Here is a 25,025-nt window from a genome sequence, read left to right on the forward strand (position 1 = left end):
TTATCAAAATTAGTGGCACAAATCACATGAACAGGCTTGTAGGAAGGCACCTTGAAGAAATGGCGGATCTCCGCTCTACGCGAAAACAAAAAATCGTCTACTCATTTTCACTGACTGCTGCCGCGCTCTTTATCTTTTACACATGGGCTTACTTTCAGGGGCAACACTACACGCTGTCCATGTTTGAGCTGTGCTTCGCTTTTATCGCTGCCGCCAACGCGATTTATGTAAGAAGAGTCTACAACCCTGAGTACTCCGAGTTAATTCTTAGCTGTGTACTGCTTGTGCAAGGCGTCATCTTATTTTTATACAGCTATGCCATTCCCGACCGCATACTTTGGCTTTACCCAATTTTAGCAGCAGTTATTTTTATCAACGACTTCAGAATTGGCGTCATCCTAAGCACCTCTTTTTGTCTATTCATAAGTACACTGATCACCGCATTACCTAGTAATTTTTCTCTACCTTTTAACAGCACACATCGCTTTATTCTTAGCCTGTTTACCATGAGCTTGGTGTGTCATACCTCCGCTTACTACTACACAAAAGCAGTAAGCTACATTCAGCGTTTGTATAAAGAAGGGATCGAAGACTTAGCTTACCGAGACCAACTTACTGGACTAGCCAATCGATGGAGCTTTGAACGTTGGGCTATTGAGAAGCTAACAACCGTTGATAGTAAGCGATCACTTACTGCATTGGTTTTTTTAGATATAGATGATTTTAAAGGGATCAATGACAGTTATGGACACGATGTTGGCGACAGTGTGTTGCAGCACTTTGCAAATCGCTTGAGCAACAATATTCGAACTCGAGATCGAAAAAGTCACGAATACGACTATTCGATTGCGCGTTTTGCGGGCGATGAATTTGTATTAATGCTCTACGATATCCCGACTCGAAAAGACCTCGACGGTATCCTGGACCGAATCTGTGGTTTGTTCGAAAGCGGCTGCCAAACAAATGAAAGAATAAAAGAGCTAACGCTCAGTGTTGGTGTGTCTTTGTACCCACAAGACGCGCAAGATTTACATGAGTTAACGAGATGTGCGGATAAAGCCATGTATGTTGCCAAGCATTCAGGCAAGAACCGATACGCTTATTATCATGACAACCCAGTTTCAACTTTGATAGAAGAATATCCGATGGACAGCATCCATGAAGAAGCCGACTGCCCTGAACGTGAAGAGGCTATTCAAACTAACGCGGAGGGGAACAATGTAACACTACTAAAAACTCGCCAGCGTTAACCAACCATGTACATAGCCCATAAGCTGACAAGACCAATAACAATAATCCAAACCACTTGCCGAACTCGGCTTCGGTTTTCCCACTTAGATCTAGTGACGGTTTTAAGCGCGGATTCCTTTGCCGAATGCACAAAAGGCGCTTCAACTTCGCGCTTTTTGATACGACGTTTCACCGCGTTATTCGCAACCTCAGTAAAACGTTGACCTTGATCTGTCGTAAAGTCATTTTTAAAGCCCATTCGACCATGCCTTTCGCCATGTTTTTGTTGTACTGCCATAGCGGCCTCCTTGGCGGTCTACCCTATATTGAGTATAGACTTAATTTCATATTGTTACCTGTTCAAAATTTTCGAATAAGTCACTCAACGCAGCACCATCTTCTTTATAAATTAAATTCCATACACTAGCCCTATTCAAGCTTATGAGGGTTTCAATATGTCGAATGTAAGAACCGTAGAACGTGTAATCTCAGCCCATGCCACGTCCGATGGCGATGGAGTTAAAATCCAAAGAGTTGCTGGTTTTAATAACAAACGCTTCTCTCCATTTTTGATGATTGATGAACTCAAATCAGATGAGAGCAAAGACTATGTTGGCGGCTTTCCTCCCCACCCTCACCGTGGGATAGAGACACTCACCTATATGCTGCAAGGTCACTTTCAACATAAGGACCACATGGGCAATGTCGGAGAACTTCGTCGTGGTGGGGCGCAATGGATGGCTGCAGGCCGTGGCGTTATTCACAGTGAGATGCCGATGATGGAGGAAGGTGCACTTCATGGTTTTCAGGTTTGGATCAATCAACCAGCCAAAGACAAAATGAAGCCAGCGCAATACCATGACTTCCAAAGCGAAACGATTACTGAACACCAAAGTGAGGAAAGCGGTTTACTGAGAGTTATTGCGGGTGGGTTTGAATTACTGAACCCTGCAGCTAACACTTTAAAAATACAAGGACCACTACAACAAACGGGCGTGCCATTGAGTGTTTCAGATTGGCGAGCGAGCATTGGGCATCAAATCTCGCTAAGCACTAACGCTAGTCACAATGCCATGACTTATGTTTACAAGGGCAGTCTTAAAAATGGTGAAAAGACCATAAGCCAAGGTCAACTGGCGTTCCTAACAAGCGCCGAAATACTGTCTTTAGAAAGCCAAGAAGATTCCGGTGCGCTTATCTTTATCGGAGAGCCAATCGATGAACCGGTTGTACATTATGGTCCATTTGTCATGAACTCTATGGAAGAGATTGAACAAACCATTCAAGACTATAACAGCGGCGTATTTGAAACTTATTAGTGTTTGGTTTGGACTTTTGAGGGATTGAGAAGATAACAATGAATTTGGTCGTCGATTTGATGACTGTAAAACAAGTGACACTATCCACTGCCGGTTATTATCACTTATTTAACCACGCACTTTTGTGCGTGGTTTTTTCTTATCGGAGAGAAGATAGCTCACTTCTCCCTAAAGGTACTCACATAGGTAAGCCGTTGCTTCTTGTACTTGTAAGTCGAAAGATGAATCACCAGCAACGTCAAAAGACTCACGAGATTGGTATGTGGTCCAGCCTTCATCACCAACTCGTTTTACCGTTAGTGCGCCTTTTACAACCGTCATCTTTTCTGGAGCCGCCGTACCGAAGGTATATTCGCCCGCAGCCATTACCCCAACACTCACATCAGCACCAGATTGGTTAAACGCTAGCGATTTTACGCCACCTTCAAAGTATGTGTTTTCTTTAATCATTGTACTTCCTTGTTATATTAAAATTGCAGTTATTGGGCTCAACGAATAAGCCTATATGTAAACTTGGGTGATAATTGTTTTAACCAATTCGCGACTTTCCTACAAGAAATAAATAGGCATAACTTAAGATTTACTGACATCAACTTGCATTGATGACATAAATATTGGTGGTAATACTCGAAGAAACATCAAAGCAAGCCTATTTATCGTAACATTGGATCTTGCTTCTAACTCTTCTAACGATCTTTGCAAACAAAGGTTTTAATTTGTAGACTCAAAGACGGTACGAGCAAAAAAATGAAGAGATAATGGCAAAAAAGCCCACTAAAAGCAGAGATATATTTGCCAACTCACTACTCTACGGCTTTCTATTAGCAGGTTTTATGATTGCCGTCACCGCTGGTTATTTTGCTTATCAAGCCCACCAAAAGTCTGTCAGCCCAAGCAACGTACATGGTAATTGGATTGAGATTGGTGCTCCACCATACAATACCGACATCCTGACCCTTTCTGAAAAAGGGGTGATGATGAATCATCGCCTTATCACCACTTCGTTTGAGTTTGACGGTAAAATCGTCACGTTAAATACAGGCTCTGGACCAAGGGTTTATACCATCAGTGGTACCTACGACTCACCTCGCCTAAAACGACTGGAGCCAAGCACACCTGCCCAACAATTTATTAAAGAAGGCTTTGAGCATACCGCTACCGGCGATAATCACAGTGTCATGCAACAAAGAAGAGCTTCATTAGCTGAGCAATTCAAAAGATAACCCTCCATCGCCAAAATCACTGCACCAACACGCTTCATATCTCCCCTGCCTAGCCGCCACTACTTTGTGATACTGTTTCAACTAAAAAATATTTTCATGCAGCTTGCCGCAACTTTACACAACTTCATGTCGTGAAATTTCACATATAAGATTTTCATGCTAGGCGATATTTTATTTTATAAAACATGGACTCGACCTCTCACTCGCTAAGCAACAATTTTGTAACAAAATACAATTTTTTAGTTGTCCATCGAAAACAGATTTATTTTCAGTTATGAAATTAAAACTCTCTCGAATACTGACGGGGAAGCTCCTTCAAAACTGATCGGAGCTACTTATGGGGCCATTTGGTTCTCGTAAACTTCAAGGAATGAGAGAAATAGTATGATTCGTTTTAATACCTGTGCTGCGAGCATTGCTCTAGCGCTATCTGGTACAGCTTTAGCTGCTCCAACAGCACCTAGCATCGACATGTACGGTTCCAACAACCTACAGTTTTCTAAAATTGAACTCGCGATGGAAACAACTTCGGGCTACAACCAGATGGTTAAGTATCACGACAAAGCAAAAGTCGACGTTAAGTTTAACCAGTGGAGCGGAACGTCAGGAAACACTTACAACATCTACTTTGATGGCATTAAGGTTGCGACCGGTCCAATCACGGGCAGCCAAACTACGGCTTCATTCGAATACGATCAGGGCGGCTTATTTGATATGGAAATCGAAGCGTGTGACGAAACAGGTTGTAGCAAGAGTGCACCCGCAAAGATCACCATCGCCGATACGGATGGTGCACACTTAGCACCACTAGCAATGAACATTGATCCAAACAACAAGTCATACAATACAGACCCAAGCACAGTAGTGGGTACTTACTTTGTTGAATGGGGCATCTATGGCCGCGATTACACAGTCGACAACCTACCCGCTGATAACTTGACCCATATCCTTTATGGCTTCATACCAATTTGTGGTCCTAACGAATCAGTGAAATCGGTTGGCGGTAACAGTTATAACGCACTCATGACGGCATGTCAGGGCGTCAACGATTACGAAGTAGTGATTCATGACCCATGGGCAGCTTTCCAGAAAAGTTTCCCTCAAGCAGGTCACGAATACAGCTCACCAATCAAGGGTAACTATGCAATGATGATGGCGCTCAAGCAGCGTAATCCTGATCTGAAAATCATCCCTTCAATTGGCGGCTGGACCCTGTCAGACCCATTCTTCGATTTCACAACCAAAGTAAACCGTGACACCTTCGTCGCATCGGTTAAGAAGTTCCTAAATACATGGAAGTTCTATGACGGTGTGGATATCGATTGGGAATTCCCAGGTGGCGGCGGTGCTGCGCCAGATCTTGGTGACCCAGTAAATGATGGCCCAGCTTATATCGCACTAATGGCAGAACTGCGCGCAATGCTTGATGAGTTAGAGGACGAAAATGGTCGAACTTACGAACTCACATCAGCGATCGGTGTTGGTCACGACAAAATTGAGGATGTGGATTACGGTGATGCTATCCAGTACATGGACTACATCTTTGCGATGACTTACGACTTCTACGGAGCTTGGAACAATGTGTTAGGTCACCAAACAGCATTAAACTGCGGTAACTTCATGCGTCCTGGCCAGTGTGATGGCTCTGGCATTGATGAAAATGGCAAACCATACACAGGCCCTGCTTACACCACTGACAACGGTATCCAATTACTGCTTCAGCAAGGTGTTCCAGCCAACAAGCTTGTCGTAGGTACAGCAATGTACGGTCGTGGTTGGGAAGGCGTACTACCATCAACACTCTCTGACCCAAGCGACCCTATGACAGGTGTCGGTAATGGCAAACTGAAACGCAGCACTGCACAAGGTGTATGGGAAGATGGCGTTATCGACTACAAAGGCATTAAAGCGAACATGCTTGGCGCCAGCAACCAAGGCATCAATGGCTTCGAATATGGCTACGACGAAATGGCAGAAGCGCCATACGTTTGGAACCGTACTTCAGGTCAGTTGATCACGTTTGATGACGACCGCTCAGTTAAAGCAAAAGGTGCGTACGTGCGTAGCCTTGGTCTTGCGGGTCTGTTCTCTTGGGAAATTGATGCAGATAACGGCGACATCCTAAATGCGATGCACGAGGGTTTAGCAGGTGGCACTACAGAACCTGTGAACAAGAAACCAACCGCATCAGCCGGTGCAGACCAATCTGTTGAAGGCCCTGCTTCTGTTTCTCTGGATGGCAGCGCTTCAAAAGACAGCGATGGCACAATTGCGAGCTATGCTTGGTCTCAAGTGAGCGGTACAGCAGTAACTCTGGCTAACGCGAATGCCGCGGTTGCAAGCTTCGATGTTGTTGAAGTCGCTCAGCAAGAAACACTGATCTTCAGCTTAACAGTAACGGACAACGAAGGCGCAACGTCAAAGGACACGCTTGTTGTAACGGTAAACCCGAAAGATTCAGGTCCAGTTAACACAGCACCAGTTGCAGTGGTTACGGCTCCAGCTGAAGTCAATGCGGGAGATGTTGTGGTCGTGGATGCATCAGCGTCTAGCGATGCCGATCAAGACACACTAACCTTCACATGGGATATACCTACAGGTATCGATGCAACAGTACAAGGCGCTTCAGTAAGCTTTGTTGCAGCAGAATACACGCAAGACACTATTCTGAACTTCTCTGTGACCGTGAGTGACGGTACAGATTCATCAGTCGCAGCTGCATCAGTGAAAGTTCTTAAGAAAACCACAGACGATGGTAGGTGTACTAACGCTTGGGATTCAAGTGCAGTCTACACTGGCGGCGACCAAGTGACTCAAGCCGGTAAGGTTTGGGAAGCGAAATGGTGGACCAAAGGTGATGACCCAGTAAACTCTGGTGAGTGGGGCGTATGGAAAGAGATTGGCCCAGCAAACTGTGCTAACTAAAAATAGGCTTTAGCTGAATATTTACTAAACACCTAAAAGCAAAGGTCAACCAGAAATGTCTGGCTGGCCTTTTTTGTTGTTTGCTTTCTCAACCTACGTTTACTGGATTGACTAACTGAACTTAGCCAATCAAGGTATCAAAACTCTCAAACACTTGCGGGCACTTCATTACTCGTCCGTGACCTTGTCCTTGGGTGGCAATCAAAGTAACGCGATCCATTTCATTCGCTGCACGCTGCGACACATCGAACTTAGTAAACTTATCTTGCTCGTCATGCACAATGATGGTCTGAGACTGACGAAACGCAAGCTTGCCATACGGGTCAACAGACTGAATTGGGTAATTAAACTGCTCTTGTATTTCTTCAACTACCGCCTCGAACAGCTTCATTGAATAACCAGAACGAGCAACGCTGCCAAACAAGTTATCCATGTAATCCAATACAGGTGCGATCAGAAGCAGCGGCTTGTTTTCTAATTTAACGTGCTTACATTCCAACGCAGAAGCGGTACCCATGCTATGACCAACCAAGCCTGCAACTTCCCCAACCGAATCTAGAATCGCCTCAAGGCCGTTCACAAACGCCGGAATATGACCATGTACACCATCGCTGCCACCATGCGCCGGGTGATCGTAAGCCAGAGCGGTATAACCTTTAGCGGCAATATGTTCCATCAGAGGAAAGAATTGACTCGCGGTACCAGACCAACCATGAGTTAATACCCAAACTGGGCCTGTACCCAATGAGTAAGTTTTTAACACACCATCACGGCCTTTAATTTCGCTCTTGATCAGCCCTTGTGGATCAGCGTTTTTTTGCCCTGCTCGCATTGGCGTCAGCAGCAATTTACGCGCGATTTTCTTCGCATGGTTCGGCGCTAAGATGTAATGCAGATTGGTGGTTGCTCCAATCAAGCTACGCTTAAAGCTGAATTTGTTCGATGTATTAAAATAGATTTTGTCACTCATGACCGTTCCTTATCTCGCCAAATATACTGGCGTAATCAGCTCGGCCAAAAAACGAACGACCGTGCTATTTGTTGGTGTAAAAAATGACGCTACTGCTGTTTATGCACGCTACCGCCACTTATCTTAAATTTTTAGACTTATAGGTAGGCCAAGCTCATGGGCCTCGCCAACTCTATGGCTTGCCTGTTAAACCACTTTCCAACTAGCAATTAAGCGCTCTACGCCACTCCAAAAATGGGTATGGCTTGCTTGTTGGCCTCGTAACGAATAGAACAAGTTCGCACTCAAATAGAGCCCATACAGCTCAAAGGTTGCCTGTTTTGAATCTAGGTCGGTTCTGAACTGCTTGCTCTCCACCGCTTTTGCTACTTGAATCGTCAAGTAATCAATCCAAACTGAAATGGTTTTCTGCAGCGCTTGCTGAATCACAGATGTTTCGCTGCCCGCGTCTTTCCAAGCATCTATAAACATGCAACTGCCTTGGAATGAGTGGTTCCACCCCAACCAGTTGTCGAGCAGCTGTTTTAACTTCGCTTCAATGTCAGCATCACCAAGTTCTCTTGCTGGAATAATGACTCGCTCGGTGAAGATAGCATTGGAGTACTCAAGTACAGAGAGCTGGAGGTTCTCTTTAGAGTTGAAGTGTGCAAACAAACCACTCTTAGACATACCACACTGCTTGGCTAGTTCGCCAATGGTCAAACTCTCAAGCCCGTTCTCACTCGCAAGCGCGAATGCATGGCTCAAAATATACTCTTTGGTTATCTTTCCCTTGCTCATTATTCACCCATCACAAACCTGATAAGCCATTTTTAGCACGTTCGTTCTTTTTTTCAAAGAATTTTACTTATCTATTGGGATTTAATTTCTCTTTTCATAGAATGATGGAAAAATGCGACAGTATTCAAAGGATATTGAAGTTGGCTAAATTTAAGGAAAAATAATGGACACACTTTGGGAACAGTTTGCGTTTTCAGCATCAGTGACAGGCCCTATCTGTTTAATGCTGTTTCTTGGTGTGGTACTCAAACGAATAGGGCTTATCAATGACAACTTCATTGATGTCGCTTCTAAGATTGTTTTTCAAATCGCCTTACCTGCGATGCTGTTCTTGAGTATCGTTCAATCCGAGCATAACTTCTCTGCCAGCAGCACCTTAGTGTTATTTGCTCTCGCTGCTAATTTCATTTTTTTCCTCATCGCTACCCTCTCAACCAAGCTATTGTTCAGAGATTCAAAGGACCAAGGCGTCATCATCCAAGGTGGATTCCGAGCGAATACGGGTATCATAGGTTTAGCGTATGCCGCAAATATCTACGGCAATCAAGGCGTGGCACTTGCGGCGATCTATGTTGCATCAATTACTGTGCTCTACAATATCCAAGCCGTGATTGCTTTAACTCCAAAGGGCAAAGACACGGGCGATAAAGCCATTCAAGCGATAGCAAAGTCGATAACCAAAAACCCTCTTATTATTGCTATTTTCCTCGGTGTTTTCTGTTACGCACTGTCTATTCCAATTCCTAAAATGATCACTGATGCCGGGCAATACTTGGCAAAAATGACCTTGCCTCTGGCTTTACTTTGTACTGGTGGCTCATTGGATATCAGCTCTCTCAAACAGGAGAAACTTGCGACTTGGTTTTCCTCAAGTTACCGGCTAATTGCCTCGCCGTTACTTATCACATTGACTGCATTGGCCTTAGGCTTTGAAGGTCTCGAGCTTGGGCTGATCTTCCTGATGAGCGCGGCTCCAACCGCTGCCGCAAGTTATGTAATGGCACGAGCGATGGGCGGAAATGCAACGCTTGCTGCCAATATTATCGCGCTTACCACTTTAGGTTCGCTTATCACTTGTACGCTTGGTATTTTCGCACTTAATGCAATGGATTTAATATAGCTGCGACAGGCTTCAAAAAATCAATACAAGCCTTCATATAAAGGTCGCAACTCTTGATTTAACGCTAACTGGTTCAATACAAAGGCTGCTAGATTCGACGAAAATTTTCTTAGAGATCTGATATGTCTTCCGTTCAAAATACGCCTTCACAACGCATCGCCAGTATTGAGTTGGGTCGAGTGATTGCTATCTTAGCGATCATTGGCTTACATGGCCAAATGGCCCTTACTTATTGGCAAATCAATGACGTGCCATGGGTTGGTTATATTCTCAACCAAACCGCTCGCTTTGCCGTCCCTCTGTTCTTCCTAATTTCAGGTTATCTGATTCAACCTAAGCTCGTCTCATCTCCTTGGGAAACCGTCATCAATTACTCGAAGCCTCTGCTCAAGGTTTGGGTGGTATGGAGCATCATTTGCTTAGCTGTACCATTCAACCTCGCTAGAGTTGAAGAACTCGGTTATCTAGGTGAGCGCCAAGGTTACTGGGGCTTTTTAATGAGCACACCCCTCAACTCTTTCTTAGAGGGAGGACTGGTGCATTTATGGTTTATCCCAGCTTTAGTCTTCGCGGTTATGATCATCGCTTTGATGGTTGAGATGAAGCTCGATAAGCTTTTATTGCCTCTCGCAGTTGCACTCTACATCTACGGTGTTTTAGCGGGAAGTTATACAAACCTGACTGGACTGGAAGCACCTTTCTTTACTCGTAACGGCCCGTTCTTCAGTACATTAATGGTGACCTTGGGTTTCGTTATTCGTCAGCATCAATGGAAAGTATCATCGGCTAAGGCGCTAGGATTAATAGCATTAGGAATGGGCATTCATTTTGCTGAAGCGGCGTGGCTTTCTAAATTCAACATTGCGTTCAACATCCATGATTTCTTGCTTGGTACTGCGCTATGGGGAATAGGCGTGTTTATGTGGCTTCTAGCCAATCCAAACGTAGGCAATTATGGATGGGTTCGTGCTATCTCAAATCGTATGTTGGGTATCTACGTTAGTCACCTATTAATCATCATCTTGTTGTTCAATGTCTGTGGTGTATTGGGTATTACGGAGCTAGCAAAAGACGTAACCGTATTCTTTGGCACCGTATTACTCAGCTTTGGGATGGTCGCTGCGATTGAGAAAAGCCTACTGCGACACGTACTGCTTCGTTAGCACCAACAAAATGACGCTAATAACCTTCTCGGTTTAACTAGCCACAAAAAGAAAGGCAAGATAAATTAGTATCTTGCCTTTTTTGTTTTGACTAGAAGTGAACTTGCGTCTCCCATGAAGTTTTATCGGAACGCCATCGCGCCTTTACCTACCCCTTCATAAGCCACGATTTGTAGTGATTGGTTTTCTGTCAAACTTGGAGCAACTTGATCCGCAATGTAGCCTGCAAGTAATTCCACCGTGGTATCGGTTGGCAAGATCTCTGTTTCACACTTAGCAATCGCTAACTCAAACTCACCTTGTGGGGCCTTGTAGCTAAAACCATAATGGCTTTCGTCATTTGCACTCTTAGCGTGCTCACTTAGGTTTAATGATGAAACAGAAACTTGGTCTTCTTTAGATCCTAAGTAGATGTCTTCCCAACGCTTTGCAAACGCTAGCTCAAGTCGCTCATCACGCTGACCATCAACCACAATTTCAACCGGAGAACGGTGGCCATGGGCGATACGCTGACAGTTACCGTCGTGCTTTTTCAAACCATGGGTATAGTGGTAGAGCGCACCATTAATGTTCTCGTGGCGAAGAGTGATCTCTAACCCTGTTACGTTACTTGGAAGGTTGTCACGAAGAATATCGTAAACGTGTGCGGTCAGGCTCTCGATGGTAATCGCCTCTGCATCAATCAGACAGTAAGCTTCATCAGGACAGTGCAAGTGAAGGCTCTTATCACCACGCAATACATCAACCTTAGCGTAGCCCGATTTACTCTCTTGATACACGATCGCAGCATTTTTCATTGGTAGCAGTAAACGATGATCGACATGCTGATCAACAAGGTTTTTGATCTGTTTTTTGACTCTGCTGAAGTCTAAAACCATACTCATTTCATTCAGTTCACCAGACATGGTGACATCTAAAATCCAACTATCTCCTACGACCCCTCTGTGTTCACAAATATATGAAGAATCGATAACGGTAAGGTCTCTTACAAATAGGTTCAAGTGGAACTCCTTAGTGCTTTAATGAGATACGGGAGGCTAAATAATGTTCAGCAGGCACTTCGTCTCATTGATGTCTGATAAAATAGGACGGGCAGGATGTTACAACGAGCTTATAAAGTCCACCTTTTTAGCCCATCATTCGATAAATGAGCAAACTACACGCAATTTCCGCTAAAACATAACCAAGCCTCATGCTAATAGCCACATTTCTGATAAGGTTGCCCGGCGCTTTAAGCCACATTCTGTTTTAACCAAAACCGCGGCGACATTCCGGTGACATGCTGAAATGCCCGAGAGAAGCCAGAGTAACTGTTGTACCCCACTTCATCCGCGGCCCAGTTGATGGGCTTGTTTTGCAACTGCAACAATTGAGCCACAGAAACCCGCCACTTTTAAACATAGTCACCTTGGGTTTCGCCTACTCCATGCTTGAGCGCTTCAATAAACTTAGTTCGAGACACCGCAGCCAAAAAAGCCATTTATCAGTTTGTGAGCAGCGAAAACCAAGACAAATTCCGTACCGATCCACAAGCTTGGAAAATAGAAGATGGAAAGTTATATCTTAACTTAGACAAGTCAGTGCAAAAGCGTTGGTTGGAGAACACACAGGAGTTAATCCAGGATGCGGACAATAATTGGACCAATATAAAAACGGTTGAAGCCTATATGCTCTAGATAAATTGCCACTACCCTCCCTTCTATAAACGGAAGACCCTCTGTCTTCCGTTTTTCAATCTGCACTTGTTAACCATTTCTATTGGTTAATTGCTTGCGTACATAAAACATTGATTTTCTAAGCTCCAGCTAACATTGCTCTTAGGCTATGTGACCTAGACAACATTTTAAGTGGATTAGTTATTGATAATCTAACCAGATAGCCTTGTTATGTTATAACATTCTACAACCTCTGCTTACGATGGTTTTTTCACAAAGCGTTTAAGAGGTCAATCTTGAGTTAAAGGAAAGTATGATGAAACTACACAAGTTAGCGGCGCTGTGCGCTCTTACTCTGGCCGGTAATGCATTTGCCGACGTCACCGTTAAGGAAACAGATAAATTCCAAGATGTGGCAGATAAAGTAAGTCAACTAACAGAGAAAGGCGAAAAACCGCTGATCGTTATTGATATCGATAACACGCTTCTAACCTCAACGAGCGATATCGGCGGTGATATTTGGTATCAGTGGCAGCGAGGGAAACTGGATGTGAAGCCATCAGCTGAAGACAAAGTAGATTGCCTATTCCAAGACTCAATCGGACTTCTTTACGAACTTGTTCCTATGAGAATTATCGAAGACGATGTGCCAAGCACAGTCAGCGGCTGGCAAGATAAAGGGCTTACTGTAATGGCTCTCACTTCGCGCTCACCAAATTACCGTTATGCGACCGAACGCGAGATGATTCGTAATCAATACGATATGACGCGTACCGCGCTGAAAGAAAAAGGCTCAGATGAGCTACCAATTTACATCGATAACCCTGACCGCCCACTGAGTTACATTAATGGCATCATGATGACGACAGGAATGAACAAGGGGGTCATGCTCGACTACATCCTTGATAAAACAGGTCAAAGCTTTAGCAGTGTTGTATTTATCGATGACAGTAAAAAGAACATCGTCAACATGGCAGAGGCCTACAAAGATGATGCTTCTATCGACATCAACATTTTCCACTACACCAAGGTGGAACATGATCGCATGAAACAGTATGGCTCAGTTTTGACACAAGAGCAGGCAGAGAAGATGGCTAGCGATTGGAAGGAATTAAATGTAGTTCTTGATAAAATTGCCCCAGCTCGACTTGGGGAAGCGTGTTTGGGGCAATAATCTAGACCGCTACATTTAGGGTCGTGGAGCGCAACGCTCCCCGACCTTTTTCCTAAACCATCTATCACTTCTTTTGTCATATCCTCTCACTTACACAGAAACAAATGTCACGCGAACCCAACCTATTTTTATTCTATACTCATGGCAGATAAGCTTCTCATTTTATAGAAGAATAATGATATTACCTAGGATTTTGGTACTTGGACTCTGTTTATTTTCAGCCCTCTCTTATGCGACTCCGTGGCAATTTGTCAAAAGTGAAAACGGCATCACCATTCATATGCGTAATCATGGGAATAGTCTTGTTGAAGTTCGAGCTCAAATGCAGGTCGAAACGAGCTACTCAGGTTTTCTCTTATTATTGGAAGATAGCGATAATGTACCGAATTGGATCGACAATGTGTCGCACAGTGAAGTATTAATGCAGATCTCTAGTAATGAGAATATCGTCTATACCCAGTTCAAAGCTCCTTGGCCAGCTCGTAACCGTGATATGGTGACGTATTCGAAATATGAAGTAGAAGACGGTCAATTCACCTTAACCATTAAAGATGCATCCAATTACTTGGCTAAAGAGTCGGGGTATATTCGAATCAACGAGGTCGATGCACTTTGGGTTTTACAGCCCCTCACCAATGGTCTAACTCACATCACCTATACGGCATATGCGAATGCGGGCGGTATCTTGCCTGACTGGTTAATGAACCGCTTATCAGCTAACAACGCATTCAGTACCTTCAAAAAGCTTAAAGACCAGCTTCCAAACTACCAAGGGCAGCAGCACCCTCATCTCGACAAATAACTCAACATCAGGTTTGGCTGCAGTTGTAGAACGGTTAATTTCGTCTCGCTAGGTCACGCGCAAGAATCAATGCTAAACCAAAGATCTGAAGAAAGATCGCGATATTTTTATAGAGGGTCATCTGCTCTTCAAGAGCTTGGAGGAGTTCAGATAAGGTTAGATTATCAAGGTAGAAGTCATCGATGCGTGTGCGTTGCGATTGCTGAGCTTGGTTAATCAGCATAATGACCTGAGAAAGGTTTTCGACAGTAATCTCTGGAACTTCGCCACTGACCCACGCACCAAGCTGACCGCGCATCGCTTCTTTTAATTCCGGCGTCACCGCCGAACTTGAAGAAGTACTATTATCCATGTGCAGCAACATAGATTCACGCTTACGCTCTAAAGTTTCAATCGTATTCCAAGCCAACTGAATCGAGTAGACATTGCCCTGTTGGCGCTCTCGATACTGAGCTTGTTCAACCACCATTTTGTCCAGCACTAGACTCGACACAACAATGGCCAGAATATTCAGCACTAACCCTGTTAGTACAATCATCCATGGTAGAGGGAGGCGTTGCGCCATGCTTGTCATTACATAAGCTTATCAAACGGAAGATAAATCAAGTTTAGAACAACTAAAGACACCATGCTGGCAAAGGTCAAATACATGCCTTGCTTTCTTCCCTTCAGGCTACGAGCAAGAATGCTTTTTCCATGAATAATACGACCAGCAACAAAAGCAATACCAATAACGTGAATCAGCCATACATTTGCGCCGTTGAACTCTAGCAACGCCATCAGTATCACGGTAATCGGAATATAGTCCATTGCGTTACTTTGAGCGGAACGAGCCACTTGTAACGATTCAACACCACCATCTGCGTGTGCTACTTGATTCTTTCTTCTTTGCTTAATCACCTCAATGGAAAGCCATAACATGGCTAACGTGAGTAACGAAGCATATAACGCTGTAACCATTATCATTTCCTACTGGTAGTTTATTCGACGGGCTACCTCAACGTATCTGTATTCAGCAAACAAGGAACATTCACGACCGCACATGTTTAAGAGATCTCTCAGAACAAACGTAAGAGATTACAATCAAGCTTCGCAGAAAAATCCTAGATTACAAACCCAAGCCCTTGTTTTGTATAAGTCCGCACAGTTTTTCTTAGCTTTGCCTTAAGATTATTTGCTTAAGGAAGATTGTCGGAGATGCCTCGAGAGTGTTTAATATACATGTCGACAGGGAGTTGGCAGGAACAGGAAAAAGCCTAATGGATTAGGTATCTTCAGGACGAAGATTTGATGACTTTGGATGAGTTATCAGCAAGGAAGTTATGCTCTAGGATAGAGTCACTTATCAGGATGATGAGTTAGCAAGGACACCGCTAGGAAGGCGATGAATTGGATAGGTTAAAAGATTTAGCCACGTCAAGGAACGATGCAGAGAGCACCAGTTACCTATTGAAAGATAAGTAACGCGCAGTAGCAGGATGGCAACAAAAAGAATAGACCCCGCTTGGTGAGAGCCAAACGGGGTTTCCTTTTTCTAAAGCCTAAGAAGTTTCAGAAGTCAGGCTACAGAATAATGTTCATCAGGAACATCGCACCAAACGCATTCAACACTGAAATAGCGATCATCACTGGGATGTAACGGCCTTCGGTACCAATTGGTCCCATGATACGACCCATGTATTGAACCTGTGAACCCATTAAGTAAATCGCCGGCGCTAAGATCGCAATATGATTGCCATTCAAGATACCTTGGTCAAACAGTGTCATTACCACACCCACCGCACCGCCCATCGACATCCACGCACCGATCAATACTGCAGCGGCTTCACCCGGCAAACCAAACACCGCCATGATTGGAGCAAAAACGCTGCCCATCAGATCCAACGCACCCGTAATCTGCAATGCTTTGATGATTACAAACGCCATCAGAACATTTGGCACTGTCGAGGTGATCGCAATAACCCAGCCTTTCTTGGCACCTTCAACGAAAATATCAGTCACCATTGGTTTCTTTGCTTTTACTTCGCTCATTATGCTACTTCCTCTTCCAGTTTTTGTTCTTTGTCTGATTTTGGTTTGTCTTCTTTGCCTTCAGTAATATTGAGGTAGATACGGAATAGGTTGGCACCCACAAACTTAAAGATGAACATTACCGTCACAGCAAGGCCAATAGGTGACGATACTGCCAGAGAACCGTCCATTGCGGTTAGAGTAAATAGCACGGCACCAGACGAGAAGAAGTTAACGATCGCCGCACCTGCTGTGAATTGGAACATAGTGAAAACGTCCGTCTCGCGCTAAGTTAGATGCCCTTCATCTTTAAGCTGACGTGTCATCGCTGCACCAGCATCGGTACTTTGCAAAGAAGCGATCAGTGCCAAGCCTGAGTTACCAGGAATGCCCATAAGAGGACGAAGTAGTGGAGTAAGCAGTTTACGAGCCGCATCTAGCGCACCGTAGTGCTCGAGTACGTTTATCATACCCAAAGCAAACATCACGGTCGGAATAAGTGTCAAAGCGAAAATGAAACCGTCACGAGCACCGCTACCGCCTTTACCGCGCAAAGAGGTGGTTGCCGCTTGAATACCATCAGCGGATTCAATTACATCGTAAGCAACTTTACCAAATGAGCCGTTAAGCGTCGTAAAATCGAATACGCCATACCATTCATTGGAATGCATCAAACCGGAGAAAAACACAACCGCAAAGGCGAGTGCGATGTAACTGCCGATCGTAACTTTACGATCGGTTTTCGTTGGATTAGTCATAAGGACCTCTATACATCTAGCTTGTATGAAACAGAACACACTTGTATAGTGCAAACTAATGAGACGAAGGTTAATGACCAAAATCAAACAGAGTATCGGTTTAAATTGAAGATGATAGGCAACATATAAAACTGCGATTATGGTTTAGTTATCGAAATATAGACTGAAAAAATCCTCATATTTCACATACAAAACTAAATAAATTTTGCTGCAATAGCGCAACCGAAAACATACAAACGAGACACAAAAATCAGTGCCCAACGGACAAGACTCTGGATAGTCCGATCTCTGATAATTATGTGAGATATCTCTTACATAAATTTTTAGTAAAATTTTTATTTTATTATAATACAGGCACTTAAATCGCGATTTTTCTTCCAAAACGCAACCGTTTTCGTTCTGCTGATTGAGTTTTAATCCAAGCTGAATTCATGAGCCATTTTATAAAGTATTTGAGCTTAATTCGAAATTCCAGCCTCAAGAGGTGCTATAGACTTCTCGCAGCCAATATAGAAGGAAAACGGTGAAAAAATGGAAATGAGAACACTCAAATATCAGGTAATGGGTAAAGGCATGTGGATCACTGCCACGGTATCTCGCGTGGTTGCGGACAAACTTGCGACGGAATACCAATCCTATGGCTGGCCTGTTGAAATATGTGCTGCAGAACAAACAATGGCGTTTGATCGTAATGCTGCATAATGTTGGCGACACAGAATAAGCTCTATCGGACTTAAGCCCGGTAGGGCTTTTTCTTCATCTCCCCCGATAACCTGGCAACGGCTCTATTAGTGTGTGCCGTGGTACTAAAAGTCACAGGAGATAGCCCTAAATTTGTTAATCTCGCCTGTATGAATATTGAGGTAGCGGCGAATGCAGGTGGTGCGTTCAGTCCATTTGGCGACATCACTACCTTGATGGTATGGCAGGCGGACTATGTCAGTTTTAGCGAGTTTATCCCCTTATTCATTCCTTCAATGATGAACTATCTCGTTCCAGCACTGATCATGTCTTACTTTGTACCAACCACCCAGTCCGACACGGTACATCAATACGTTGAATTGAAACGAGGCGCGAGACGAATTGTATTCCTATTCATTATGACCATATGCTTTCCACGCCGTCCTGCATTTCCCACCTGTAATGGGCATGATGATGGGGCTCGCATACCTCCAGTTCTTTGGGTATTTCTTGAGAAAAACACTGCCCAACTCGCTGGCTAAGAAGAAAGCTGTGGCAATTGCGAATAACGATGAAGGAGCTTTAAAGCGACTCTGGTCCAAACGTTACTCAATTGAACCGCTGGGCATTGGTTGCATGTCAGTACCCTCACCCTACTGTTGAATGCGCATCACCAGGCCTGAGCCCGTTCGGCTGCTTCCTGAGTTCAGCTCAATGGTAATCAAATCATCATTGACGCTATAACTGCGCGTCACTGTGTTATCTGCCGTCTGATATGTAACTTGTCCCGACTCAAAAAGCAACTAGCTGTCGTTATCAGTACTTTCATACATACCTTTAAATAGAACCAGCTGTGGGACTTCAAAAGGTTGACTGGTATCGCTTAAACAGCCTGTCAGTAACAGCGCACTACTGCGACCAAGAAGAAGTAGATTGTGGTTATTCATTTGGCATCCTTGCCTAGAGGACATAACTAAAAGGATATGCAACCAAATAAGTATTTTCCAGAAAGCACCAACCTTATTGCAAAATCACACTTTTAAGGCCTTTGGGCTAGGTTCAACATTGTGAGGCATTACTCAACCAATACCTCGATAACCAAGCACTCTATTTTTCGCCAATTCCTTCGATCGCCAATAAGCGCTGCTTGCGTTCAATCCCGCCCGCGTACCCCGTCAATTTTCCATTCTTGCCTATCACTCGATGACACGGAACAATCACTGATACCGGGTTTTTGCCATTGGCTAACCCCACAGCTCGCACCGCTTTTGGATTACCGATCGCATCGGCTAACTGAGCATAGCTCCATGTTTCTCCGTAAGGAATAGTAGTAAGTGCGTGCCAAACCGATTGCTGAAAAGGAGTGCCTTTGGCAACGATCGGTACATCAAATTGAACGGATTCTCCTGCAAAATAACGTTCGAGCAGGTCTTTGACCGATCGGAAGATCGGAAAGCTATCTTCTTGTGTACCTAGGTCTTCCGGTTTCGTTGTGTGTGTTTCAAACCAAACTCCGAGTAAACCTTGCTCATTCGCTTGCAGAGTCACAGTGCCTAACGGGCTGTCATAATATGTAAAACGGTTCGCCATGATTGCTCCTAATTTTGTATTGCAGACTTTCGCGAGTTGCTCTTTCTACTAAGCCTGATTCCAGCAGTGGAACGTAGCGTAACTGCCCCACGGTGAAACACTCTCTATATTGATAGCCGGTCGGTGCTCAATAAACTTCTTCACCACTAAATCACCTACCAGCAAATGATTCGGCTCACTCAAGCCACGAAGTAATGCGTACTGTATGGTCCAAGGGCCAATGCCTTTTAGATCAATCCATTTGGAAGGATGCTCGGCTTGGTTGTAGACCATGTATTCGGCAAAACGCTTTAAGGTCTCCTTACGGCTTCCCGGCATGCGCAAAAAGCTCACATCGGCTTCCGCAATTTGTTTCGGTGTCGGAAAATAGGTTTTCTTATCTGATTCAGAAAGCTCTGTGACCAATAGGTTTAACTGACCAATCGCTGCTGTTACCGAGACCTGCTGTCCAAGTATCGCTCTGACACCTGCTTCCCAAACACTCCATACACCTGGGATACGAATGCCACTTTTGGCGACTAAGTTAGGATCGATCGTCGCCAAAAACGCCTCAACTTTGGCGATGTCGACATCTAGGTCGAACATGCGACGAATGTGAGTGATCAAACCTCGTAATTGGTTTATATCATCCAACTCAAACTCAATGTCTAATCGGTTCTTTTTAGCTAAGGTCACCTTAAACCAACCTTTCGAACCATTTAATGTCACAGTTCGCTGATAATAGTTATCCCCAACCTCTTCTATCCCCTCGATCATTCTGCGTCGATAGAAGTCCAATAAGTGCTTCCAATCTAATGGGCCATGAAAGGCCAGTTGGATGTGATTACTCAGACTGTCATTAGGTTTGGTTCGTCGAATCTGACTTGGCGAAAGCTTCAGCTCTTTATGAAACGCATCGTTAAAACGACGCGTGCTATTAAAGCCACTCGCAAAGCCGACATCAGTAATACTCATACTACTGTTGTGCAGCAACTGTTTAGCGAACATTAACTGACTGTACAGGCTATATTGCTTGGGTGACACGCCAATATAGTTGTCGAACAAGGTGCGTAAGTATCGATCAGAGATCCCCAAACGTTCAGCAAGATCGGTAATCGAACCTGAGCTTAATGCACCGTTATCGATAAGCTGCATCGCTCTAAGAAACGTGGTTTCAACCCCTTTCCATGCAGGTGAGAAAGGAGCACTGTCTGGTCGACAGCGTAAACAAGGTCGGTAGCCCGCTTTTAATGCCTGAGCCTGATGAGAAAAATATTCGACGTTCTCTTCTTTTGGTGGTGTTGCAGGACAGATAGGCCGACAGAAAATCCCCGTCGTTTTTACTGCAGTGAAAAACATACCATCAAAGCGAGCGTCTCGCGCATAGCGAGCCAAATGACATTGCTCATTAGTTAACGCATTATTGTGATGAATATTGTTCGACATATTGAGCTCTTCTCTTTTTCAATAATTCTTACTTCACGCCCTAAAAGTCTATCCTGAAAAACCACTATCGCTAGCCATTTTCGGAGCTTAAGGTTAGATAAATCACATGAAAGGGTTTTATTTTTACCCAATTCGACTAAATTTAATCCAGAGAAGCCAATCTTCTCACAACGTCAAACGATAGGCACTTAGCACGCCAAAGATGCAGAGACCTATCGAATATAAAAAGGAAAAGGCTATGGTTCTTCACACGTGTCGTATTGTTTTATCAAACCAACAGGTTCTCACCAGTCAATCAGTCGAGCAGTCACTAGGCTTTCTTGAAGATCAAGTAGAACAGGAGATTTCTAAGATTGAGATTGACGCAACGGACGGACAAACAATCCATTCGTACATGTCACACTCTCTTGAAGAGTCGATTGAAAACCTAATGAACCTATGAGTGCTTTAACACTATAGAGCATTTTAGATGGGTTACACACCAGGCTTAAACGATTTTCCGACTTAGAGCTTTCTCTAACTTGGACAGTATGAATATCTCTGGTTTAAACAAAAATGGCTCCCAAAAAGGAGCCATTTTTTATTTATTCAACAAAGCAATGAGTGACAGCCTAAACGGCTACTCAGGTGCTTGTTCTGCTGCTTGTTGCAGTGTGTATGCCGTCGATGGGTCAATCTCGTTAACCAACTTCTCAACCTGCATGATCGCCTCTACTGAGGTACTGTTTTTACGGTAGCTTAGGTAAATCGGGCGATACCAGTCTTCAACGCCTTTCACCTTGTACAACTGTCCTGACCCGATAAAAGGTTCAACAAGAGACACTGGCAAATAGGCACTACCCCCTTTCTCTAAAATAAAATCGAGTGCAATACGAGCCGTTGAGGTGCGTAAGTACGGTGCGGGTACTTTTGGATGACGCTCTGCGTGCTCAGAACCAAAACGAGTTCCCCAGTCGACATAAACATACTTATGCTGGAACACCGATTCTAAATCATCAGGTTGTGTCGATACCAAAACTAACACGAGATCAGCCACTTTTTTACAGTTCAGCTCTTCAGCTTTAATCTGGTCAAAAGCAAAGGCCATATCTAAGGTGCGCTCAAGTAAGTTACGGTTCAGTTGCTCACGCCCCATCACCTCTGCCATAAAGCCGTAACCGCCAAAAGAATCCGTCACAACACTCAGACAGTTTTGTAAATACGCATCCCAAATATTCGGTGTGCCACCCAACGTTAGCTGCAAGGCTTTTCCACTCTCTAGTGACAGCTCAAACTTAGCCTGTTGCAAAGTAGAAACCATTACCTCAGCGTAACCAATCAAACGCTCACCTGAAGAGGTAAGCTTGATGTTATTACGATCACGGATGAACAACTGAGTATCAAAATAGCCTTCTAGCTGTTTGATCCGCGCACTCACCGCCGCTTGTGTTAAATACAAGTTCTCAGCAGCACGCCCAAAGTGGCGTACCCTTGCAACCTCAAGAAAGGTTTTAAATACTTTCACATCCATCAAATACATCTCTGTAATAAATCTGCTAACTAGCGGATCTAGGATTGTTTATCGTAAAGGCAAAAACGTTTTGTTTCCTATTTTAGCCTTTTAACAATATTTTCGCGTGAGCAATAAACACTAATTTCTATCTAACCACATTACTGAGGCTGATATGTCTGAGACCGAATTCCGTCATGGAAAAAAACGTTTTTATGACACCATTAAATTCCCACGAGGGTTCGCTAAGTCAGGGGATTTTACTCTTTCAGAAGAGGAAATCCTAACCTTGTTTGGCGACACTATGCTTGCACTTGAGACTGGTGAACTTACACCAATCAATGCAGAAGAAAAGCACTTCCTTAAAGTGTTGTCTCACCCTCATAAGGCAAAGTCCAAGTTAGAGCGTGTTTGGTTGAAGTACATTCAACTGGCTCGCGGACGCCGTCGCTTTCATACCCTAAACGGCTGTAAACACGGCGAAGTGCCTAGGGAAGAATACAACAGCGAGTTAGTGTTAGAAGATTAGTAAAATCGCTCAAAGTGATACCTCATCACTTTGGGCTTTTTTGTGCCTTCAAACACGACTTCACTTCGTGATTAGTAATTTTAGCCAACCCATTAAGTTTTACCAAGATTTATATAAAATTCATAGCGATAGCACACAATAGCTATCTCTAAGTATCCAGATCTTGCAAATTCAAAGCTAAGAGCCCTTTCAGAAAGCAACTATTACTGCGGCTTTTTGAGAGCTGCTCAATCTCCTGGGTTCATGCTTATCTGCTCACCTCTACTATACTCCTCTAACTCACTCCAACTTCAAAATCGGTGAACCCTTTCAGGCGCTGAATTAAATCAAGATTACGATATATGACAAGCGTATTAATCTTGTTTAACGCCACCAAATATCCATACAATAGGTATGAAATTTTGAGAGTTCGACTCACAGATATGACGAAAAAAGTAAAAACTTGACCTAAAACAATGGCAGAAACAGATCACTTATTTTATAATGCGAATTAATGTTTCAGCACACTATAAATTACTTATCTTAGGGGCTACAAAAATGAGACTTATTCCTTTAAACAACGCGGCACAAGTAGGTAAATGGGCAGCACGTCACATCGTTGAAGCGATCAAAGCATTCAACCCAACAGCTGATCGTCCATTCGTTCTTGGTCTACCAACTGGTGGCACACCACTTACGACTTACAAAGAGCTAATCGCACTATACAATGCGGGTGAAGTTAGCTTTAAAAACGTTGTTACATTCAATATGGATGAGTACGTAGGTATCGATCCTAACCACCCTGAGTCTTACCGTACTTTCATGTACACAAACTTCTTCAACCACGTTGATATTCAAGAAGAGAACATCAACCTACTAGACGGCAAAGCAGAAGACATCGACGCTCACTGTGCAGCTTACGAAGAAAAAATCCGTTCTTACGGTAAAATCAACCTGTTCATGGGCGGTATCGGCATCGACGGTCACATCGCATTCAACGAACCAGGTTCTTCTCTAGCATCTCGTACTCGTATCAAGACGCTGACTGAAGAAACTCGCATCGCGAACTCTCGCTTCTTCGACAACGACATCAACCAAGTACCAAAATACGCACTAACTATCGGTGTTGCGACTCTACTAGACGCTGAAGAAGTAATGATCCTGACTATGGGTCACAACAAAGCACAAGCTCTACAAGTTGCTATCGAAGGTTCTGTAAACCACATGTGGACTGTGACAGCACTACAAATGCACCGTAAAGCTATCATCGTTGCTGACGAGCCAGCTCAACAAGAGTTAAAAGTTAAGACTCTACGCTACTTCCAAGAGCTAGAAGCAGAAAACATCCAAGACCTATAATTTCAGGTCTTGTTGAAATAAAAAGCCACTTCGGTGGCTTTTTTTGTACCTGAAATTTGCCGTCGATATGCTGACTGCGACGAATTTGAACAATCAGATTGAATGCTAGGCGAGAGAATCACCTCCGATACAGCTCTTGCTTATATCAGAAGAAATGAAGGATAAAGTGAATACCAAAAAGCGATTCCTCAATGAGAGAAACCGCAATCAATATTTATTCTAGGATGGATAAAACAGGTGGTAGCGAGTGGTTGTGTCGTAATGAAAACGTTCAATAACGAAATCTAAGAACTCAAGGCATTGTCGCGGCATAAGGTGTTAATAATGTCTGTGATAGCCAAAACAATGGTCGACTTCACTTTCTGGTGATGTCGCCCTAAGAACATTTGAAGCATCGGGCCAGACATGGTTTCGACCATCTCCGCATCATATTCGATAGGCATAATACGCTGAATCGCGTGTACCTTATTGAGCTCAAAGATAACATCAACTTCGGTAAAGCTGGTGTCGTCACCTTGTAATTTCGCCCACTCTTTCAAAGTTACAAAAACCTCTAAATCGTCATAAAGCTCTTTACTGATAACACCCAAGCCCAGGAGCAACTTGCCGCGAACCATTATTTCGCCTAAAGGCCCACCGCTGTTAAGTAGTGGCTCGACAACGAATTTAATCGCCGTGTCATCTTTCTTGAAGATGTTTTTTAAAACCGCATCCACCGTATCATCCAATGCATCATAAGCCGCCATCAAGCAGGCGCTAGCACTCTCAGCTTCAGATAAGGCCTCGAGTAATTCTGTTTCATGACTAGGATGTATTGGCATAACGGCTCGGCAATAAGAAAGTG

24 protein-coding genes and 5 pseudogenes are annotated in these 25,025 nt (G+C 43.9%); 14 read left to right on the forward strand and 15 right to left on the reverse strand.

The genetic code is table 11. From position 1 onward, the window contains the following. Positions 1 to 59 precede the first annotated feature (59 nt). Positions 60 to 1,250, forward strand: a complete 1,191-nt coding sequence (locus A3712_RS20085) for a GGDEF domain-containing protein (protein WP_063524770.1) — start codon at positions 60 to 62, stop codon at positions 1,248 to 1,250. Here A3712_RS20085 and A3712_RS20090 read toward each other — a convergent pair. Beyond that, on the reverse strand, positions 1,247 to 1,528 hold the full coding sequence (locus tag A3712_RS20090; protein WP_063524771.1) for a hypothetical protein: 282 nt from the start codon (positions 1,526 to 1,528) through the stop codon (positions 1,247 to 1,249). The genes A3712_RS20085 and A3712_RS20090 overlap by 4 nt on opposite strands. A 157-nt stretch (positions 1,529 to 1,685) precedes the next feature. Between A3712_RS20090 and A3712_RS20095 the strand changes: the two genes are divergently transcribed. Beyond that, positions 1,686 to 2,549 (forward strand): pirin family protein, encoded by an 864-nt coding sequence (locus A3712_RS20095; protein WP_063524772.1) that lies wholly within the window; start codon positions 1,686 to 1,688, stop codon positions 2,547 to 2,549. 168 nt (positions 2,550 to 2,717) lie between these two features. Here A3712_RS20095 and ppnP read toward each other — a convergent pair whose 3' ends face one another. Further along, positions 2,718 to 2,999, reverse strand: coding sequence for a pyrimidine/purine nucleoside phosphorylase (gene ppnP, locus A3712_RS20100; RefSeq protein ID WP_063524773.1), 282 nt, complete (start codon positions 2,997 to 2,999; stop codon positions 2,718 to 2,720). A gap of 308 nt (positions 3,000 to 3,307) precedes the next feature. On the opposite strand from ppnP, the gene A3712_RS20105 reads away from it, so the two are divergent. Both A3712_RS20105 and A3712_RS20110 read left to right on the forward strand, forming a co-directional pair. Further along, on the forward strand, positions 3,308 to 3,772 hold the full coding sequence (locus A3712_RS20105; RefSeq protein ID WP_063524774.1) for a DUF2850 domain-containing protein: 465 nt from the start codon (positions 3,308 to 3,310) through the stop codon (positions 3,770 to 3,772). A 384-nt stretch (positions 3,773 to 4,156) separates the two neighbouring features. Continuing rightward, entirely contained in the window at positions 4,157 to 6,697 is a 2,541-nt protein-coding gene (locus A3712_RS20110; RefSeq protein WP_063524775.1) for a glycosyl hydrolase family 18 protein, read from the forward strand. Positions 6,698 to 6,818: 121 nt separating this feature from the next. Here A3712_RS20110 and A3712_RS20115 read toward each other — a convergent pair whose 3' ends face one another. Together A3712_RS20115 and A3712_RS20120 are read right to left on the reverse strand one after the other, a co-directional pair. Next, positions 6,819 to 7,667 carry an alpha/beta hydrolase gene (locus A3712_RS20115; protein WP_063524776.1) on the reverse strand — a complete coding sequence of 283 codons (849 nt, stop codon included), beginning with the start codon at positions 7,665 to 7,667 and terminating at the stop codon, positions 6,819 to 6,821. A 186-nt stretch (positions 7,668 to 7,853) separates the two neighbouring features. Continuing rightward, positions 7,854 to 8,447, reverse strand: coding sequence for a TetR/AcrR family transcriptional regulator (locus A3712_RS20120; RefSeq protein ID WP_063524777.1), 594 nt, complete (start codon positions 8,445 to 8,447; stop codon positions 7,854 to 7,856). A gap of 163 nt (positions 8,448 to 8,610) precedes the next feature. Between A3712_RS20120 and A3712_RS20125 the strand changes: the two genes are divergently transcribed. Both A3712_RS20125 and A3712_RS20130 read left to right on the forward strand, forming a co-directional pair. Continuing rightward, positions 8,611 to 9,567 (forward strand): AEC family transporter, encoded by a 957-nt coding sequence (locus A3712_RS20125; protein ID WP_063524778.1) that lies wholly within the window; start codon positions 8,611 to 8,613, stop codon positions 9,565 to 9,567. Positions 9,568 to 9,689: 122 nt separating this feature from the next. Beyond that, positions 9,690 to 10,730 (forward strand): acyltransferase, encoded by a 1,041-nt coding sequence (locus A3712_RS20130; protein WP_063524779.1) that lies wholly within the window; start codon positions 9,690 to 9,692, stop codon positions 10,728 to 10,730. Between the two features lie 122 nt (positions 10,731 to 10,852). Here the strand turns inward: A3712_RS20130 and A3712_RS20135 are convergent, their stop codons facing one another. Both A3712_RS20135 and A3712_RS27025 read right to left on the reverse strand, forming a co-directional pair. Next, entirely contained in the window at positions 10,853 to 11,731 is an 879-nt protein-coding gene (locus A3712_RS20135; RefSeq protein ID WP_063524780.1) for a 6-pyruvoyl trahydropterin synthase family protein, read from the reverse strand. A 230-nt stretch (positions 11,732 to 11,961) separates the two neighbouring features. After that, positions 11,962 to 12,210 (reverse strand): annotated as a pseudogene (locus A3712_RS27025) (helix-turn-helix domain-containing protein); the annotation flags it as partial. On the opposite strand from A3712_RS27025, the pseudogene A3712_RS20140 reads away from it, so the two are divergent. The 3 genes and pseudogenes from A3712_RS20140 to A3712_RS20150 all read left to right on the forward strand — a co-directional run. Beyond that, positions 12,200 to 12,406: pseudogene (locus A3712_RS20140) on the forward strand (YHS domain-containing (seleno)protein); the annotation flags it as partial. The pseudogenes A3712_RS27025 and A3712_RS20140 overlap by 11 nt on opposite strands. A 295-nt stretch (positions 12,407 to 12,701) precedes the next feature. Beyond that, a complete protein-coding gene (locus tag A3712_RS20145; protein WP_063524782.1) occupies positions 12,702 to 13,559 on the forward strand; it encodes a DUF2608 domain-containing protein in 858 nt (285 codons plus the stop codon). Between the two features lie 175 nt (positions 13,560 to 13,734). Further along, a complete protein-coding gene (locus tag A3712_RS20150; RefSeq protein WP_063524783.1) occupies positions 13,735 to 14,361 on the forward strand; it encodes an START domain-containing protein in 627 nt (208 codons plus the stop codon). Positions 14,362 to 14,395: 34 nt separating this feature from the next. Here the strand turns inward: A3712_RS20150 and A3712_RS20155 are convergent, their stop codons facing one another. The 4 genes and pseudogenes from A3712_RS20155 to A3712_RS20170 form a co-directional block, all read right to left on the reverse strand. Next, positions 14,396 to 14,926 (reverse strand): hypothetical protein, encoded by a 531-nt coding sequence (locus A3712_RS20155; RefSeq protein ID WP_063524972.1) that lies wholly within the window; start codon positions 14,924 to 14,926, stop codon positions 14,396 to 14,398. Between the two features lie 8 nt (positions 14,927 to 14,934). Next, on the reverse strand, positions 14,935 to 15,321 hold the full coding sequence (locus A3712_RS20160) for an MAPEG family protein (protein ID WP_063524784.1): 387 nt from the start codon (positions 15,319 to 15,321) through the stop codon (positions 14,935 to 14,937). A 603-nt stretch (positions 15,322 to 15,924) separates the two neighbouring features. Then, on the reverse strand, positions 15,925 to 16,392 hold the full coding sequence (locus tag A3712_RS20165; RefSeq protein ID WP_063524785.1) for a YjiG family protein: 468 nt from the start codon (positions 16,390 to 16,392) through the stop codon (positions 15,925 to 15,927). Continuing rightward, positions 16,392 to 17,129, reverse strand: a pseudogene (locus A3712_RS20170) (nucleoside recognition domain-containing protein). The gene A3712_RS20165 and the pseudogene A3712_RS20170 overlap by 1 nt, the downstream one beginning before the upstream one ends. Positions 17,130 to 17,660: 531 nt before the next feature. Here A3712_RS20170 and A3712_RS27930 point away from each other — a divergent pair. Both A3712_RS27930 and nhaD read left to right on the forward strand, forming a co-directional pair. Further along, on the forward strand, positions 17,661 to 17,831 hold the full coding sequence (locus A3712_RS27930; RefSeq protein ID WP_197465878.1) for a hypothetical protein: 171 nt from the start codon (positions 17,661 to 17,663) through the stop codon (positions 17,829 to 17,831). Between the two features lie 50 nt (positions 17,832 to 17,881). After that, a pseudogene (gene nhaD, locus A3712_RS20175) lies at positions 17,882 to 18,410 on the forward strand (sodium:proton antiporter NhaD); the annotation flags it as partial. On the opposite strand, the pseudogene A3712_RS20180 reads toward nhaD, so the two are convergent. The 3 genes and pseudogenes from A3712_RS20180 to A3712_RS20190 form a co-directional block, all read right to left on the reverse strand. Further along, a pseudogene (locus tag A3712_RS20180) lies at positions 18,349 to 18,757 on the reverse strand (hypothetical protein). The pseudogenes nhaD and A3712_RS20180 overlap by 62 nt on opposite strands. 160 nt (positions 18,758 to 18,917) lie before the next feature. After that, positions 18,918 to 19,400, reverse strand: coding sequence for a methylated-DNA--[protein]-cysteine S-methyltransferase (locus A3712_RS20185; protein WP_063524786.1), 483 nt, complete (start codon positions 19,398 to 19,400; stop codon positions 18,918 to 18,920). A 48-nt stretch (positions 19,401 to 19,448) separates the two neighbouring features. Further along, positions 19,449 to 20,825, reverse strand: a complete 1,377-nt coding sequence (locus A3712_RS20190; protein ID WP_063524787.1) for an AlkA N-terminal domain-containing protein — start codon at positions 20,823 to 20,825, stop codon at positions 19,449 to 19,451. A gap of 238 nt (positions 20,826 to 21,063) precedes the next feature. On the opposite strand from A3712_RS20190, the gene A3712_RS20195 reads away from it, so the two are divergent. Continuing rightward, positions 21,064 to 21,267: a hypothetical protein gene (locus A3712_RS20195; RefSeq protein ID WP_063524788.1), complete on the forward strand. Its 204-nt coding sequence runs from the start codon at positions 21,064 to 21,066 to the stop codon at positions 21,265 to 21,267. A gap of 177 nt (positions 21,268 to 21,444) precedes the next feature. Here A3712_RS20195 and A3712_RS20200 read toward each other — a convergent pair whose 3' ends face one another. Then, positions 21,445 to 22,335, reverse strand: a complete 891-nt coding sequence (locus A3712_RS20200) for a LysR family transcriptional regulator (RefSeq protein ID WP_063524789.1) — start codon at positions 22,333 to 22,335, stop codon at positions 21,445 to 21,447. Between the two features lie 154 nt (positions 22,336 to 22,489). Here A3712_RS20200 and A3712_RS20205 point away from each other — a divergent pair, with 154 nt between their 5' ends. Together A3712_RS20205 and nagB are read left to right on the forward strand one after the other, a co-directional pair. After that, a complete protein-coding gene (locus tag A3712_RS20205; protein WP_063524790.1) occupies positions 22,490 to 22,843 on the forward strand; it encodes a DUF413 domain-containing protein in 354 nt (117 codons plus the stop codon). A gap of 537 nt (positions 22,844 to 23,380) precedes the next feature. Then, on the forward strand, positions 23,381 to 24,181 hold the full coding sequence (nagB, locus tag A3712_RS20210) for a glucosamine-6-phosphate deaminase (protein ID WP_063524791.1): 801 nt from the start codon (positions 23,381 to 23,383) through the stop codon (positions 24,179 to 24,181). 284 nt (positions 24,182 to 24,465) lie between these two features. On the opposite strand, the gene A3712_RS20215 is transcribed toward nagB, so the two are convergent. Continuing rightward, complete coding sequence (locus tag A3712_RS20215) at positions 24,466 to 25,002, reverse strand: MltR family transcriptional regulator (protein ID WP_193777311.1); 537 nt, start codon at positions 25,000 to 25,002, stop codon at positions 24,466 to 24,468. Positions 25,003 to 25,025: the final 23 nt, after the last annotated feature.

Origin of the sequence: Vibrio sp. HI00D65 (genome assembly GCF_001635455.1) — a bacterium.
Taxonomy (GTDB): Bacteria; Pseudomonadota; Gammaproteobacteria; order Enterobacterales; family Vibrionaceae; genus Vibrio.